This window comes from Runella sp. SP2, assembly GCF_003711225.1.
In the GTDB taxonomy this organism is placed as follows: domain Bacteria; phylum Bacteroidota; class Bacteroidia; order Cytophagales; family Spirosomataceae; genus Runella.
Map to the genome: position 1 here is coordinate 7057845 of NZ_CP031030.1, position 16848 is coordinate 7074692.

General features: G+C 44.8%; 14 protein-coding genes. 13 read left to right on the forward strand and 1 reads right to left on the reverse strand.

Annotation, left to right across the window (positions count from 1 at the left end; translation table 11 throughout):
- Nucleotides 1–108 precede the first annotated feature (108 nt).
- The 7 genes from DTQ70_RS28405 (at nt 109) to DTQ70_RS28435 (ending at nt 12673) form a co-directional block, all read left to right on the forward strand.
- The gene (locus DTQ70_RS28405; protein ID WP_229600028.1) at nt 109–3453 is read left to right on the forward strand and encodes a TonB-dependent receptor; all 3345 of its coding nucleotides are present in this window, start codon (nt 109–111) and stop codon (nt 3451–3453) included.
- 33 nt (nt 3454–3486) lie between these two features.
- Entirely contained in the window at nt 3487–4968 is a 1482-nt protein-coding gene (locus DTQ70_RS28410) for a RagB/SusD family nutrient uptake outer membrane protein (protein WP_122933947.1), read from the forward strand.
- Nucleotides 4969–4994: 26 nt separating this feature from the next.
- Nucleotides 4995–6368 carry an FAD-dependent oxidoreductase gene (locus DTQ70_RS28415; protein WP_122933948.1) on the forward strand — a complete coding sequence of 458 codons (1374 nt, stop codon included), beginning with the start codon at nt 4995–4997 and terminating at the stop codon, nt 6366–6368.
- A gap of 7 nt (nt 6369–6375) precedes the next feature.
- On the forward strand, nt 6376–7524 hold the full coding sequence (locus DTQ70_RS28420; RefSeq protein ID WP_122933949.1) for a hypothetical protein: 1149 nt from the start codon (nt 6376–6378) through the stop codon (nt 7522–7524).
- Nucleotides 7525–7570: 46 nt separating this feature from the next.
- A complete protein-coding gene (locus tag DTQ70_RS28425; protein WP_122933950.1) occupies nt 7571–8956 on the forward strand; it encodes a sulfatase in 1386 nt (461 codons plus the stop codon).
- An 87-nt stretch (nt 8957–9043) separates the two neighbouring features.
- The gene (locus tag DTQ70_RS28430; protein WP_122933951.1) at nt 9044–11887 is read left to right on the forward strand and encodes an alpha-L-rhamnosidase; all 2844 of its coding nucleotides are present in this window, start codon (nt 9044–9046) and stop codon (nt 11885–11887) included.
- A 12-nt stretch (nt 11888–11899) separates the two neighbouring features.
- Nucleotides 11900–12673, forward strand: coding sequence for a family 16 glycosylhydrolase (locus DTQ70_RS28435; RefSeq protein WP_122933952.1), 774 nt, complete (start codon nt 11900–11902; stop codon nt 12671–12673).
- A gap of 12 nt (nt 12674–12685) precedes the next feature.
- Here DTQ70_RS28435 and DTQ70_RS28440 read toward each other — a convergent pair whose 3' ends face one another.
- Nucleotides 12686–13039 (reverse strand): hypothetical protein, encoded by a 354-nt coding sequence (locus DTQ70_RS28440; RefSeq protein WP_122933953.1) that lies wholly within the window; start codon nt 13037–13039, stop codon nt 12686–12688.
- Between the two features lie 82 nt (nt 13040–13121).
- On the opposite strand from DTQ70_RS28440, the gene DTQ70_RS28445 reads away from it, so the two are divergent.
- The 6 genes from DTQ70_RS28445 (at nt 13122) to DTQ70_RS28470 (ending at nt 16839) form a co-directional block, all read left to right on the forward strand.
- Nucleotides 13122–13574, forward strand: a complete 453-nt coding sequence (locus DTQ70_RS28445; protein ID WP_164490255.1) for a DUF6452 family protein — start codon at nt 13122–13124, stop codon at nt 13572–13574.
- A complete protein-coding gene (locus DTQ70_RS28450; RefSeq protein ID WP_122933955.1) occupies nt 13571–14215 on the forward strand; it encodes a hypothetical protein in 645 nt (214 codons plus the stop codon). The genes DTQ70_RS28445 and DTQ70_RS28450 overlap by 4 nt, the downstream gene beginning before the upstream one ends.
- A 421-nt stretch (nt 14216–14636) precedes the next feature.
- On the forward strand, nt 14637–15110 hold the full coding sequence (locus DTQ70_RS28455) for a hypothetical protein (protein ID WP_122933956.1): 474 nt from the start codon (nt 14637–14639) through the stop codon (nt 15108–15110).
- Complete coding sequence (locus DTQ70_RS28460) at nt 15107–15799, forward strand: hypothetical protein (RefSeq protein WP_122933957.1); 693 nt, start codon at nt 15107–15109, stop codon at nt 15797–15799. Before DTQ70_RS28455 ends, DTQ70_RS28460 begins: the two co-directional genes overlap by 4 nt.
- Nucleotides 15800–15880: 81 nt before the next feature.
- On the forward strand, nt 15881–16069 hold the full coding sequence (locus DTQ70_RS28465) for a hypothetical protein (RefSeq protein ID WP_122933958.1): 189 nt from the start codon (nt 15881–15883) through the stop codon (nt 16067–16069).
- Complete coding sequence (locus DTQ70_RS28470; protein WP_122933959.1) at nt 16069–16839, forward strand: TIGR02757 family protein; 771 nt, start codon at nt 16069–16071, stop codon at nt 16837–16839. Before DTQ70_RS28465 ends, DTQ70_RS28470 begins: the two co-directional genes overlap by 1 nt.
- Nucleotides 16840–16848 lie beyond the last annotated feature (9 nt).

Below are 16848 nucleotides of genomic sequence, written 5' to 3' on the forward strand. Positions count from 1 at the left end.
CCTAGAGTGACCCGCAACCGAATTGGCGTTCGGTCGGTGCAAATTCATTGGCGTGAAGCACCACCGCGGGTAGTTTTTGTCTTTCTAAACCAAAAACATGTTAAAACTATGCAAAAAAATGGACGAACCAAAGCGTTCTTGCTCAAAGCAATGAGAATGACGGTTACTCAACTTGCCATGCTAATCCTGTTTTGTGGGTTGGCCAGTGCCCGCGACACCAAAGCGCAGGAAGTACTGAACACGACCATCTCGCTCAAAATTGAGGCGGTCGAGATCAAGCGCGTATTTAGTACCATCGAAAAACAAGCTGGGGTGAAATTTGTCTATAGTCCCAACGCCATTCGAGCTGACCAAAAAGTCTCATTGGCTACGACCAACAAACTCTCAGAGGTGCTCAAAGAATTGTTACAGCCTCTTCAAATTTCGTACGAGGTGGTGGGGTCACGGATTTTATTGCGCAAAAAAATGCCAGAAAAAGCTGCTCTTTCCGACGAAATATCCACGCCAGTCCCAAACGCGACCGTTCCTTCCGACCAAGTCGTAAAAGGAACGGTGGTGGACAATGAAAAAGGAGAGCCGCTGCCAGGCGTCAGTGTTTTACTGAAAGGTACCCAACGAGGTGCCACCACCAACCCCAACGGAGAGTTTTCGCTCAGTGTACCTAATGGCGATGCCGTGTTGGTATTTAGTTTTGTCGGATATGAGCCCCAAGAGCAAATCGTGGGCAACCGTACCCAAATCAACATCAAACTCAAAGTAGATACCAAAGCACTTGAGGAAGTGGTGGTAGTGGGGTATGGTGTGGTGAAAAAAAGCGATTTGACGGGGTCGGTAGCCCAGGTCAAATCCAAAGAATTAAATTCATTTCCGACGGCCAACGTATTGCAAGCTCTATCGGGGCGCGCAGCGGGTGTGCAAGTAACCCAAAACACAGGAGCGCCAGGAGGAGGCGTCAGTGTACGGATTCGGGGGACAAATTCCATTCAAGGAAGCAATGAACCACTTTATGTGGTGGATGGCTTTCCGACCACAGGTAGTAATCCTACCATTTTGAACAACGTTGATATTGAAAGTATTGAGATTCTGAAAGACGCATCGGCAACGGCTATTTATGGCTCGCGAGGTGCAAACGGCGTTGTGCTGATTACCACCAAGCGAGGCAAATCTGGCAAAACAAAAGTGGATTTTGAAACAAGTTTTACATCGCAAACCCTCATTCGCAAACTTGATTTGATGAATGCCAATGAGTATGCAACTTTTTACAACAAACAAGCCGCTAACGATAATCTAGCTCCATATTTTACGCAAACACAGTTGGATGGCTTTGGGCAAGGGTTCGATTGGCAGAATTTAGTGTTCCAGAAGGCGCCAATGAAGACCACTTCTTTGAACATCAGCGGAGGAAATGAGAAAACCCAGTTTTCGGTTTCGGGGAGCTTTTTTGGGCAAGATGGTATTATCAAAGGCAGTGATTATAAACGTTATTCACTTCGCACAAATCTCACTCATAAAGTAAGCGATAAGTTTAGTGTTAACCTTTCTACTACACTTTCAAGGCTAAAAACCGATCGCCGCGACAGTGAAGGAGGGTCGCGTGGAAATTCCATGATTTCGGCGGCTATTTCAGCACCTCCTACCCTCATGCCATACAATGACGATGGTTCGTACCGTGTATTAGCGATTGCTTATCCATTTGTGGCCACTGATTTAATCAATCCGCTCAACTTTATCAACGAGCAGACCAACCGAATCAAAGCCAACCGCGTATTGGCAAATGCGGCATTGATTTATAACCCCATTCCTGAAATCACGGTCAGAATATCAGGAGGAATTGAAAATGCCGATGACCGTACCGATAACTACACCACGCGCAATTACATCAATTCGCTCGGCCGTGCAAGCGTAAGCACAACGCAGCAAACAAGCTTACTGAACGAAAATACTATCAGTTACAACAAGACGTTTGGGCAAGGGCACAACATCTCGGCAGTAGCAGGGGTTACGTACCAAGATTTTGTGACAACGACGCTTTCGGCTTCGGGCACAGGCTTTTTGAGCGACATTATTGAAACAGGAGGTCTTGGTTCGGCCATTACGCCAGGTATTCCAGAGTCGGGCTATTCCAAAAGTGTACTGCTGTCGTATTTAGGACGAGTTAATTATAATCTTAAAGATAAATACCTGATTACGGCCAGTATTCGCCGCGACGGCTCGTCGCGCTACAGTGATGGCAACAAGTGGGGATATTTTCCGTCGGGAGCCGTAGCGTGGCGGGTTTCGAGCGAAGAGTTTATGAAAACTATCCCGTTTGTCTCCGACCTAAAACTTCGCGCAAGTTGGGGGCTAACGGGGAGCCAAGCCATTAGCCCGTATGCTACCCTCAATCAGCTTTCGTCGTTTCGCACCGTATTTGACGACGCGCTTTTTACTACTTTTTCTCCAGGAACTCGCCTGCCAGGGAATCTGAAATGGGAAACAACGGAGCAAAAGGATATTGGAGTGGACGTGGGAATTTTAAACAACCGGGTACTTCTAACGGCTGATTATTACATCAAAAATACCCGCGATTTACTTAATACGGTCGTTTTGCCTTCGTCACTTGGTTTTACGTCCACCATTCAAAACATTGGTGAAGTTCAAAATAAAGGTTTTGAATTTGGCATTGACAGCCGATTATTTACGGGGGCTTTTAAGTGGGATGTCAACGCCAATATTTCATTTAACCGAAACAAAGTAGTGAAACTTTACGGTGGAGGGGATATTCTCACGGGCAATGTCAACGTAGTCGTTATCAATGACGTGACAAGCATCTTGCGAGAAGGACAACCTATTGGACAGTTTTGGGGATATGTAGAAGACGGTTATACTGAAAAAGGAGCGATTAAGTTCAAAGACTTAGATGGAAACGGTACGATTACCCAGACGGATAAAACCTACATTGGCGACCCTAATCCTAATTTTATCTATGGTTTTAACTCGACAATGTCTTACAAAAACTTCGACTTGTCTTTGTTCATTCAAGGGGTTCAGGGCAATGATTTGTTTAATGTAAGTTCGATTGTTAATACAATGGATTATGGTTTTGGGCTGAATATGCCTCGCGAAGTACTTTATAATCACTGGACGCCAAGCACGCCTAATGCGAAGTATCCGATTATTAGTCGCAACACCACTACGCGTGTTTCCAATCGTTTCATTGAAGATGGTTCGTACCTACGCCTTCGTACCATTCAATTGGCGTATAATTTACCACTTGAGAAATGGGGGGTAAAGTGGGTTCGCAGCGCCCAAGTATATGGTAGTGGCCAAAACTTGCTCACTTTCACCAACTACTCATGGTGGGATCCTGAGGTCAACTCACGCGGTGGCTCTAATTCAACCATTCAAGGGATAGACCACAACAGTTATCCAACGGCTAAGTCGGTGACGGCTGGGCTTCGTGTTAGTTTCTAATTTTTTCAGTTCACTGCTTAATACCCTAGCAATATGAAAAAGTCATTATCTTCTTTTATAAAAATACCTTCAACCCTGTGGAATAAAAAATGGCTGGGAGCTGTATTGGTACTTGGCCTGTCGTCGTGCGAACAGTTATTGAAGGAAGAACCCAAGTTTATCGTTGCCGAAAATTTCTTTAATACTGCGGCAGAGGTAGAGGCTGCCACCAATGCCATTTATAGCCCTCTACGCAGTACGAATTACGCCGTTTATGAAACGTCGTTGGAGTGCCAAGCAGACTACGCCTACGGGCGGGGGAGTTGGGCACCTCTTCACGAACACCAAGGACTCAACGATGCCAACATCAGTCGGGTAGCTGGTTTATGGAATGCGTTTTACCTAAGTATTCGTAATGCTAACCTAGTGATTCAGAATGCTCCAAAAGGCAAGGCGATTAGCCCCGCCGACATCAATAAGTACGTGGGTGAGGCCAAGTTTTTACGCGCATTTAACTACTTTCAACTGGTGCGTAACTGGGCAGGAGTACCGCTTCGTACGGAGGAAAACATGACCCAAATTGATTTGCGTCGTAGTACTGTTGAGGAAGTATATACACTTATCCAAGCCGATTTGAAAGAAGCAGAAACAAACCTTCCCGATAAGCCTGCAAACGTAGGCCGTCCTTCAAAATGGGCTGCTAAGACACTCTTGGCCGATGTGTATTTGACTTTAGGTAAATATACCGAAGCACGTGACAAAGCCGATGAAGTGATAAAAAGTGGGAAGTTTTCGTTGGTACCCATTGCCTCAAAAGCTGACTTTCAAACAAAAGTCTATGGCCCAGAATTGGTATCGACTACCGAAGAAATCTTCTATTTTAAATACACACGGCAAGTGGACCAAGGCAATTACATGCTCTGGATTACCAACCATCCGAGTACGAATCTGTTCAATTTCGGCGGAGCTTACGTAGTGTATGGTCAAACAACCGAGCCATTGTATAAAGGCTGGAATGATGCTGATATTCGCAAGTCGCTTTGGGAAAAAGTAAACATTGGGTTAGGAGCCAATACGGTGATTAGTTCCAAATTTGCTGACCAAAAGGCCATCAGCCAAACGGGAGCAGGAAACGATGACCCCGTGTATGCCTACGCCGATGTATTGTTGATATACGCAGAAGCGGCCACCCGTGTCAACAATGCCCCAACAGCTCAGGCATTGGAGGCGCTGAACCAAGTTCGTCGCCGTGGTTATGGCAAAACCCCTACCGCAGCGTCGTCGGTTGATTTTGTTTTGGCTGATTACAATGCCGCTACGTTTGTGGATGCTGTCATTCAAGAACGTGCGTACGAATTTTTGTATTTGGGCAAACGCTGGCTTGACCTCAAACGAATCGGGAAAGTGAAAGAGGCGATAAAAGCAGCCAAAAATGTCAACGTTGCCGATAAACACTTGCTGTGGCCGATTCCAACTTCGGAGCTTAATTTCAACAAAGCAATGGATCCTGTCAAAGACCAGAACCCAGGGTATTAGTACTTGGGACTTCAAAAAACTACTATATGGAAAAAATGAAACGAAGAGCGGCTTTAGCCTCATTAGGAAGTCTTTCGTTGGGAGTGTCGGCTCCCATATTAGAAAAAGGAGAGGTTCTCCAAGCACCTTATTCCGTAAAAAAAACGAGCTTAAAAACAGACATATTAGTGGTTGGTGGAGGAACAGCAGGTGTGATTGCCGCCATTCAGGCAGGGCGTGCTGGCCGTAAAACCATTTTGGTCGAAAACGGTAGCCAATTGGGCGGCACCACTACTACTGGAGGTGTGGCCTTTCCCGGTATTTTTTTTGCGTGGGGCAAACAGGTCATTAGTGGGATTGGCTGGGAATTGGTACAGGCTGCCGTTGCCATGAACGATGATCAATTGCCGAATTTTTCTATTCCCCATGGCAAAAATCATCCACGGCATCAAGTGCGCCTTAATGGTCAGTTATACGCCATGCTCATCGAAGAAAAGTGCGTAGAAGCAGGGGTACAATTGCGTTTTTATGAAACCCCTACCAAAGTAACGCCGCAAAAAAATGGTTGGCTGGTGCAAACGATGGGAAAAGGAGTTATTGCCGAAATCTCTTGTAACCAACTCATTGACTGTACAGGAAACGCATTTGTGACCTCAATGGCAGGTTATCCTGTATTACGCGAAGCCGAGACGCAACCAGGTTCATTAATGTTTCAAATTGGAGGGTATGATTTTAAATCGTTGGATCTAAAGCTGATTCAAGCGCGTTACCAAGAAGCTATTCAAAAAGGTGAGTTGGTAAAAACCGACTTTCGTAACAATATCGCAGGGGTTTTACGCTCGGCAGGTGACAATATTTCGCACGTTATGGGGGCTGATTCCACTACCTCCGAAACGCATACAGTGGCTAACCTGAAAGGTCGGAAAGCGTTATTGGATACGCTACGGTTTTTGCGAACGTTGCCTGGGTTAGAAAAAACCAAACTGATTGACATGCAAAACGAAACGGCTGTTCGTGAAACATTTCGGATTGATGGTCACTACAAAATTACCCATGCGGACTACGTAACGGGCAAAATGTTCGACGATTCGATTTCGTATTCATACTATCCGATTGACGTTCACGATGAGAACGGAGTCGTGCCCGATCACTTGAACGAGGGCATTGTTCCGACGGTTCCGTTGCGCGCGTTGGTGCCCAAAAACAGCCGTAATTTTTTGGTAGCGGGTCGTTGTGTTAGTAGTGACCGTTTGGCTAATTCGGCGTTGAGGGTACAAGCATCCTGTATGGGTATGGGGCAAGCGGCAGGAGCAGCGGCGGTATTGGCCAATCTTCAAAACAAAAGCCCTTTGGACGTATCTATCAAAGAGATTAGACAGCTTATTGAAGAGCACGGCGGCATTGTCCCGGTTTCACAATGATACAAAAATGCGTTGGAAACGGAAAAAAGTACTTAAAACGGCGTTACTCAGTATTCTATTGAGTAGCTGTTGGCTTGTTTCAAAATCGGGTGAAACTATTCGTTATTTTCAGTCGGCTACGCTTACTCTGCCCATTGCTAAAATAACGCCGTACGTGGTTGATTTTGGAGAAGAAACGGGGATGGATACTTTATTCCAAGCTACTTCGCAAGAAGGGTACCCCGTTTCGTATTTTCGACATATCCAGAGCAATGTTTGTTTTGATGGAAAGTGTCGTATGTTGGTCGTTACGCTCTATTGGAACACAACGGGGCGTTATTTGGGGTTTGAATTGCCCAAAGGCGAGTTTTTGAGTAAAACTGATCATGAACCATTCACTTCTGGCGAATATACCCGCCTAAGTGCTATTTTGGGAGACTCGTTGTCGCCTTTGGGAAGTTTTACCTACAATGCGATAGTACCACGTGCCGCTCCTGATACGGAGAAGGTGGACGCGATTTCGTCGCCTACCGCTCCCGATGTATTAGATCATGTCATCAAGGGTGCGGCTTACACAACCTATAAATTATGGCATTTTGTGTATGGTTCAACCCAGCGAGAAATTGAAAGGCTTACGACAAGAACACTCTCGGCTGATTTACTTTTGAAAGTTCTGGAAAGCAACGATTTGGGGGATAAAATGTGGGTAGTTCATCGTATCGGCCCCTTTATTTCAGAACACGCTTTGCTGCAAGAAAAAGTAATTTCGCTGATTGATAATAATCAGTACAATCTCTCGGTGCGGATTATTGGGATGTTGCCAGTGGCTGACCCGCTGATTCAACGAGGGTTAGCAATGGCTTTTGTAAAACATAATTATGCGATAAAAAAACTGATTGTTGAAAAGCTAAAAACGGCCTCTTTGTTGACATCTGAGGTATTGATGCTCTTGACCTCTACACTTTCGTCGCTTCAGGGGGAATCGGTTAGTAGTTTATTGGAACTTTTTAGACTAAAAAAAGTAAATGACCTTGCAGTCAATAGGGCAGTTGCGGACTTGTTGCGAAGCGATAACTACTTTGTTGCTCGAAAAGCCTACGAATTTCTTACAAAACAAAAAATCAACGATACTTACGTTGAACAACAGATAGTTGCCTTTGAAACCAAGCGAAAGTAAAACTCGACGTTCTGCTACTTCTAATGGAAAGTTACCTCGCGCTGCTATGAAATCATTCAATCGTTGGTTTATTCCTTTGGTATTGAGCGTATTTGCTTTCTTTTCGTTCAAGCAGGGTTCTTCTACATCGCGGCCCAACATCATCTTCCTCCTCACCGACGACCACCGATGGAACGCCTTGGGGGCGATGGGAAATCGAATCATTAAAACGCCTCACTTAGACCAACTTGCCACGCGTGGCGTCCTTTTCAAAAAGGCGTATGTCACGACGTCCATTTGCTGCGTGAGTCGGGCGAGTATTTTGAGTGGGCAATACATGTCGAGGCACAAAATCGAAGATTTTAATACCAGTTTTAAGCCCGCAGCCTTTGCCAATACTTACCCAATGTTGTTGAAAAAGGCAGGTTACCAAATCGGTTTTATTGGAAAATACGGCGTCGGAGAACCCAAAGCGCAACCTAGCAATGCGTTCGATTTTTGGGGGGGTTCGGAAAAACCACAGCCCGATTACGAAATGAAGGACGCAGAAGGCAATTTTATTCACCATACCGATAAAGTCAACAACGACATCCAGCAGTTTTTGGCGCAAACCCAATCAGATGCGCCGTTTTGCTTGTCGGTGAGTTTTAAAGCACCGCACATTCAAGACGGCGACCCGCGCCCGTTCATTGTTCAAGAGCGATACAAACCGATGTACGCCAACGATTCGATTCCTGAGCCCGAAAAAGCCGACCCGAAATACTGGCAATCGTTTCCCGATTTTTTCCGAACCGATAAAAACATCGCCCGCGAGCGCTGGTATTTTCAGTTTGACGGAAATCGAATGTATCAAGAAAGCGTACGGCAGTATTATCGTTTGATTAGCGGCGTGGACGAAGTCGTTGGAAACATGATGAAAACCTTGCAAGACAAAGGTTTAGCTTCTAATACCGTGGTTATTTTTATGGGTGATAATGGCTATTATTTGGGCGAATACGGGATGTCGGGAAAATGGTTTGGCCACGAAGAGTCGATTCGGGTGCCGCTCATTATGTACGACCCCCGTACTCCTCAACTTCGTAAAAAATCTTCCAATCAATTGGCGCTTAATATCGACATTGCCCCAACGATTTTAACATTAGCGGGGGTTCAGGTGCCTGCGGAAATGCAAGGCGTGAACTTGGCGGAACTTGTGACCAAGCCAAAACAACTCGCCCGAAACGCATTTTTCTACGAGCACACGTTTCTGGGTTCACCTCGTTTGCCCAAGGTGGAAGGCGTGGTACGCAACGACCTGAAATACATGAAGTACATTGAGCACAATTACGAAGAACTCTACGACCTCCGCAACGACCCCGATGAGAAAATCAATCGGGCCAAGGACGTAAACTACCTTTCTCAACTCGAAAACATGCGCACTCAGTACCAAACTTGGAAACAAAAAGTGCGTTGACAACCGATAGGTAGGGTAGTGAAGGATAGTTGTGGGTAGTATTTCTTTCAACTTTGCCCGTAGTAGTAGTGAAAACCCTTAACTGATATGTTTCAACGATTTTTTTCCTTGGCAGCCGCCCTGCTGTTGGGCGTTAGCGTGTATGCACAAAGCGACCTCAAGGCCGTTTATTTACGGTGCGAATACAAAATCAACCCCGTAACGGACGTCACTCAGCCTCGTTTGAGCTGGGAGCTGACCTCGGCGGTCAACAGCCAATATCAAACGGGGTATCAAATTTTGGTGGCGACTTCGGTGGCGCTGTTGGAAGAAGGGAAAGCAGATTTGTGGGACAGTAAAAAAGTAGCAAGTGAAGCTACTTCCCAAATTGAATACGCGGGTAAACCGCTGGAATCGCGCCAAATCTGCTATTGGAAAGTAAGGAGTTGGGATAAAAAAAATGGGGCTGGCCCGTGGAGCGAACCCGCTAGGTGGGAAATGGGCTTGCTGCAAAAAAACGACTGGAAAGCCAGTTTTATCGGGCTTAATCTGAATCATTTAGGAAAGGGAAAAGAATACCACCTACCGCCCGCCCCTTTTCTTCGCAAAGAGATTGATGTAAAAGGCCCTATCAAAAAAGCACGACTGTACGTGACGGCGCTTGGGTTGTACGAATTTCAAATCAACGGTCGGAAAATCGGGAACGACTACCTGACTCCTGGTTGGACTGACTACAACAAACGCCTTTATTATCAAACATTTGACATAAGTAAAGACCTAAAACTAGGTAAGAACGCCTTGGGTTCTATCCTTTCTTACGGTTGGTATGCGGGTTATTTGGGGTATGCGTTGCTGGTGAGAAACCCCGTTGTCAAAAACTTTTACGGAGATGTGCCCGCGCTGAAAGCACAGTTGGAAATTGAATACACCAACGGCCAAAAAGAAACGATTGCGACTGACAATACGTGGAAAGCCAACTATGGCCCCATCGTGGAGTCGGATATTCTGAACGGTGAAGTGTATGATGCCAACAAAGAGCTAACGGGCTGGAATCAAACGGGATACAATGAGGCCGCTTGGAAAAAAGTCATTACCGTTTCGGAGAAAGCTGAGCGTCTATTTCAATCTTTCCCAGGTGACCCTGTGCGGGAAGTAGCCCGCTTAACGCCCAAAAATATCAAACAGATTGGGGCAAAGGCATATTTGATTGACATGGGACAAAACTTTGCGGGCATCATCAAGGTGCGTTTTAAAGCGGCCAAAGGCGATTCCATCCTTTTTCGGTTTGGTGAAATGCTGTATCCCGATGGCAAACTTATGACCGAAAACCTCCGCAAGGCGCGCGGTACGGATTTGTACATTGCCAAAGGCGACCCCAACGGTGAAATCTACGAACCTCGTTTTACGTACCACGGGTTTCAGTACGTGCAAGTCGAAGGGCTACAAAATGGCCTCGGAATGAAAGATATTTTGGGGCTTGTGCTGTCGTCGGCTAGCCCCCAAGTAGGAACGTTTGAAACTGATAATGCTTTTGTGAATCAATTATATCATAATATTGTATGGACACAACAGTCTAATTATCTGGAAGTTCCGACCGATTGTCCGCAGCGTGATGAACGCCTCGGTTGGACGGGCGATGCCCAAGCGTACGTAAAAAGTGCCACGCTCAACAACGACATTGCGGCTTTTGGAACCAAATGGGTGGTGGATCTCAACGATGCTCAACTCCCCAACGGCGCCTATCCGCTGTACGCCCCTGCGCCGTCGGTTCGCAAAACCGATACCTATTCGCCTGGCTGGATGGAGGCGGGGATTGTGTATCCGTACCAAATTTTCCGCTCCTACGGCGACACCCGAATCATCAAAACGCACTGGTCGGAAATGAAGAAATTCATGCAGTTTTTGGAAACAAAAAGCAAGGGCGAATACGTGTTTAAGGAAACGGCCTTTGCCGAAGTTGATCCCAAAGGTGGTTTTGGCGACTGGTTGAGTGTGGGCAAAAAAACGCCCCCTGATATGCTGGCTACGATGTATTACGCGTACTCCGCCCAATTGATGCAGGAAATGGCCTTGGCCATTGGCGATGAAAAAGAAGCAAGCCATTTTAAAGAGATAAATGCGAAAGTGAAGGCGGCTTTTCTCAAACATTATACCAACGCCGAAGGGAGATTTATTTGTAACGCCGCAGCGTACGGCGACGGTCGGGGTTATGTTGACGGTGAGCAAGGGTTTGAGGGACATACCCAAACGGCCTATGCTAACGCAATTTTTATGAATCTTTTGGACAGTACCCACACCCTCAAAGCGGCCAAATGGTTGAATGAATTGGTGGTTAAAAACGGCAATAAACTCACCACGGGTTTTTTGGGCGTACGGCCGATGTTGCCCGTGCTTTCAAATACAGGTTACAGCGAAACGGCCTACAAGTTGTTATTCCAAAAAGAATATCCGTCGTGGGGTTTTGAAATTGCCAATGGTGCCAATACGATTTGGGAACGTTGGAACAGCTTCACCAAAGAAGGCGGTTTCCCCGCAGGAATGAACTCATTTAATCACTACGCGTTCGGTTCTATTTGCGAGTGGATGTTTGAAAATATGGCAGGGATTAAAGAAACGTCGCTTGGGTTTAAGACTTTCCTCATCCAACCCGAACCGATGAACGCCAATATCAACTCGCTGAAAGCTACGCATCGTTCAGTTTTTGGTACAATTACCTCGGCTTGGCAGAAAAAGGGCGACCTGATTACGATGACTATTGAAGTGCCTGTTAACACCACAGCCACGATTTGCTTGCCGCCTACGCCAACCAATAACATTACTTTCAACGGAAAAGCGCTGGTTGCCTCTACGGTTAAGCCCAAGTGGATTAACCGTCGTGAGCGCAATACGGTGACGGTTGGCTCGGGCAAATACGTGTTGAGTTACAAGAAATCGGCTTTGTCAGGGTTTTAAACGCTTCCTCACATGAAAACGTTTATCTGTATTTCCCTTAGTTTTTTATGCGTTGAGGTTTGCCTCGCCCAGCGTCCCGCCCAGCCGCCGATGTCACAAGAGCAGTTTACACCCGAAAAACTAGGATACTCCCTGTTTTGGGAAGATAATTTTAATGGGAGTCAACTCGACCCGAAAAAATGGGCGGTAAGGGGAGTGGGGCCACGCGCCTTAGGCTATGTGTCGCCCGAAGCGGTGGAAGTCAAGGACGGTTTTCTGAAATTGCACGCTATCCAAAAAGGAGATAGCATTCTGATTGGGGCGGTGGGTACTCAGGGGAAACTGATGACCAAATACGGCTATTTTGAATGTCGGGCGCAGTTGCAGAAATCACCAGGCGTGTGGGCAGCGTTCTGGATTCAGTCGCCTGACATATCCAAGGGCGAAGACCCCGCCGTTTATGGAGCTGAAATAGATATTTTTGAATTCTTCAAAAAACTGGGTGTGGATATTGTCTCCCATAATGTACATTGGGCGTATGGCCCCAACCAAAAAAGCACGCGCGGAATGCAAAGTTACCTCAAAGGAGTGAGTGAAGGGTTTCACACTTTTGCGTTGGAATGGACGCCCGACAAATACACCTTTTTTATTGATGGGTACAAGTTTTATGAAGTCACCATCGGAATTTCACGGATTGAAGAGTACCTTATTTTAAGCATGGAACTTCCCTCGGAAAAAAATGACCTAAGAAACACCATTTACCCCGACGTATTTTTGGTGGATTACGTGAGGGTGTATAAAAAGTAGGTATTCTGTTGGTTATTGGTCTTTTGAATCGACGTGCAAAACGTGTAAAAAACGGTGCACAAAAGGGGCGAACAGAACCGAAGTTGCTGATAAAAAGGTGATTCCGCTAAAAAGTGCGTAGAAAGACGCAAAAACTTTGGCTACGTCCGAATGAAGCGTATCAACGGGTCCCATGCCTCCTAAAATCATCGCCGCATTATAAAACGAATCTACCCAACCCATGTGCGGGTCGGTAAGGTAGTGGTAGCCCATCGCCCCAATCAACCACGAAATTCCAATCATTCCGACTGCTACGGCAGCATATTTGATAACTCGACGTTGAAAACGAGGTTGAGAAATGACTTTTTGACTGTGGTGTTCAAACATAGCATTAAGTTTTTGTGAAATTGAGAATGAAAAATAGCATTTTGCACGGTCATTTCGTAACCTTGCCAAAATTCATCACACCATGAAGATTTTCTTTATTTGTGCCCTATGCTACCTATTATGTAGCTGCGGAGAGCAATGCGGTATCACAGCCGAACCAGTAGCTGCTATCCGATTCCCCTTTCAAACAGAGGTTTCTATTTCTAAAGTGTCTATATTGGGAGCGTTACAAGATGTGCCAAAAGGGGATGTGCAATTCCCTCTCAATCTCAATGCAGATTCCACCACTTACATTTTTACTCAAACTAATCGTATTGATACATTAACTGTTTACTACAAAAAGCGTATCTATACTGCTAGTAATACTTGTGGTTATGTACTGGATTTAGAAGCACCCACTTCTGGTAAAACCCACACCACTACTTTCAAACAAATTGAAGTAGAATATCGTAGTTATTATACTCCTTTGCGTGGTACCAAATCATATTACCCAGAAGAAGAAAGTGGTATTATTGTCAAAATCAATGAACTATGAAAAAATTAGGTTACTGGATTTTTGTATTGATGCCTCTTTCGATTCAAGCCCAAGATAGTACTTTGAAAATAAGAGCTGTTGGGATTGATGTAGTGAAGAATGTTACGCATTACGTATCTGGCTTTGATTTTCAAAATCCAATCATTGCGGAATGTTTTATACAATTTTTTACCCCTAAACCTAATCATTATTTTAGTATAAGTTTAGGCTACGCAGATATGTCACGAAAAGCCCAAAATCATTTTTTACAATCTTTTAGAGGTTATTCTGTTAAAACGAGTTGGGAACAATACAGTAAAACCAGTAGAAAATTTTTCGGCTATAGTGGGATATTCTCATACGGGACAGTAAAAGGTGAATTAGAAATTAAGGGTAATTATTTCCCTACGTACAAAACAGACACTCCCTACAACCAAGGTATAGGAGTTGCCTTAGAGGGGTTTGCTGGAACCTCAGCTTTACTGTTCAAGCGTATCGAAACGCGATTTTTACTTCGAGGTGGTGCCATTATTGCTGATATAGGTAACCCTCAATTCCCTTACTTAACAGGTTTAGGAATTTCTTATTTGCCAGAAATGCTTTCCTTTAATGTGGGAGCCACTATCCAATTATTTTATCTAATCAAACGTGTTCCTAAATAGGGTGTACGAATAAATGTAGGACTTAGTAGCATTCCTTTAGATTTGTGTGCTATGTGAAAATTCTATGTGGCCTATGTGTTTGTTTTTTCTAATCACCTACAAACTTTCGTACACCCTCCAAACATAATCTCTCAAATTGATATTTTTGAGCTTTTCAAAAAACTGGGTATGAATATTGTCTTCTTTTATTGATGGATAGAAGTTTTATGAAGTAACCATCGGGATTTCACGGATTGAAGAATACCTGATTTTAAGTATGGAACTTCCCTTGGAAAAAATGACCTAAGAAACACCATTTACCCCGACGTATTTTTGGTAGATTACGTGAGGGTGTATAAAAAGTAGTTTTTTTGACTGTAATGCTTAAACATAATTTCTGGTTTTGCCTAAAAAAATAGATATTTGTGTTTTATAACATGCCATGAAAATAAAAATATTCATTATTCTTTTTGGGGTCTTATCCTGTTTAAGCTGTACCGAAGAATGTGGTGTGACGTCAGAACCTACGCTGTCTATCCAATTTAATTGGCGGAGTCCCAAACCTATTTTTACTAAAATTAGGGTAGTTGGTGCTACAAAAGAAATTTCTCCCCAAGGCATAAAGTCCTCCACGGAAGCAGCTTATGGAGATTTGCATTTGCCACTAAACCTAAACGAATCGCAAACAACCTATATTTTTGAACAACAAGGGCGTACTGACACACTCACGGTGTTTTATACAACCAATGTACAGAATTTTAGAAGATGCGGTTACGTATTGGAAATAGTCAAACCAACGACTGGGCGCACCATTTTCTCGACTTTCAAACGAGTCGAGGTACAGTATAATGGGTATTATGCAAGCTACCAAAGCGGTACAGGAGGGGGAATAAACGTTCAAATTGCAGAACTATGAAACAGCTAATGACTTATTTCTTGGTAAGCTTTTCATGGTTGGCAGGAGCCCAAAAGCAGCCGTTACGAATTCAGGCTATTGGGATAGATGGTTTCAAAAATCTCCCTTTTATGGCTTTTTCTCAAAGCGAAACAGTAATAAGTGGTTTGGTGACGAACGAAAAGGCGCGTCTTTATAATCCTAGAATTGGAGAAGTGCATGTGCAGTTGGGGCGCGCAAATACTTCTAAATTGATAACGCTGGGGCTAGGATACGCTTCGTTAGAACATCTACAAGCCCAACGCCTTCAACAACGGATAACGGGGATTTATCTTAAACTTGGCAGAGAACATCATAGTGCTACTAGACATGGGGCCGTGAGTTTCTTTTGGGGATATTACCTTACCCTGTCTCGCACCAAAGCAGAAGGAAACATCGTACTTGACGGCGAGTATTTTCCAAGTTATACCACGGCTGTTCCCTCAAAAGCTGGGGGGGAAGCAGGGGTAGATTTTACTTTAGGAGCGCAATTCTTACTATTTAAACGCCTACAAACACGATTATTGGCACGCAATGCGATGGCTATTTCAGCGTTTGGGAATCGAAATTATCCCTACCTGCCAGGCCAAGGATTGCGGTTGTCTAATGGTTTAGTAACGGGCACGGGTGGGGCAACAGTCCAATTGTTCTATCTCCTTGGGTCGCGATAAAATAAAGTGCTCACAAATTGATTTTTTGTTCTCAACTCAAAACCCGAAATTTGTAAGAATTACCATTAAAATAAATCCAGTATGCTTTCTCGCCGCCAAGAACGCGAACAAATCAGAAAATCCCTCGGCTTTCGTATTTGGAGCGTTGCTTTTACCATTTTTTACCCATTTATTTCGCTTTTTACGTGGATATTTACGGGGATTGTCCTGCTATTTTCGGGGCTTTCTCGCGGGTTAGTGTGGGTGTTGAAGGGAGGTCGTAGCATCTAATGACCAACTATGTGGTAGAGCTGCTGGAAGCAAAAGTAGCTCAGTACAACCAGCCCAATTTTATTCCCAACGACCCCATTAGTATTCCGCATCAGTTTTCGAAGTTACAAGACATCGAAATCATGGGCTTTTGGGCGGCAGTATTGGCGTGGGGACAGCGTAAAACGATTATCAACAAATGCCAAGAGTTGATTCAACTCATGGACGGTGCTCCTTACGATTTTGTTTGTAATCATACCGAGTCAGACCTAAAGCGTTTTCTCAACTTCAAACATCGGACGTTCAACGCGACCGATACCCTCTATTTCCTTCATTTTTTTAAGCACTTTTACCAACATCATCACTCGCTAGAAGAAGCGTTTGTTCAGGCCCTTCCCGTGGAGGCACCTCACGTAGAAAAGGGCCTTGCAGGCTTCCATGAGTTGTTTTTTAGCCTCGAAGATTTTCCAGAACGTACCCGCAAACACATTGCCACGCCCGTACGAAAATCGTCGTGTAAGCGGCTCAATATGTTTCTGCGCTGGATGGTGCGTAAAGACGACAAAGGAGTTGATTTTGGCCTTTGGAATGCCCTTAAACCTTCGCAATTGGTATGCCCGTGCGATGTACACGTAGATCGGGTAGCGCGAAAGCTGGGGCTTATTCAACGTCCTACTACCGACTGGCAAACGGCCCTAGAACTCACCGAAAACCTCAAACAACTCGACCCCAATGACCCTGTTAAGTACGATTTTGCCCTGTTTGGGCTCGGCGTAGAGGGAGAAATGTGAAAATTTGTT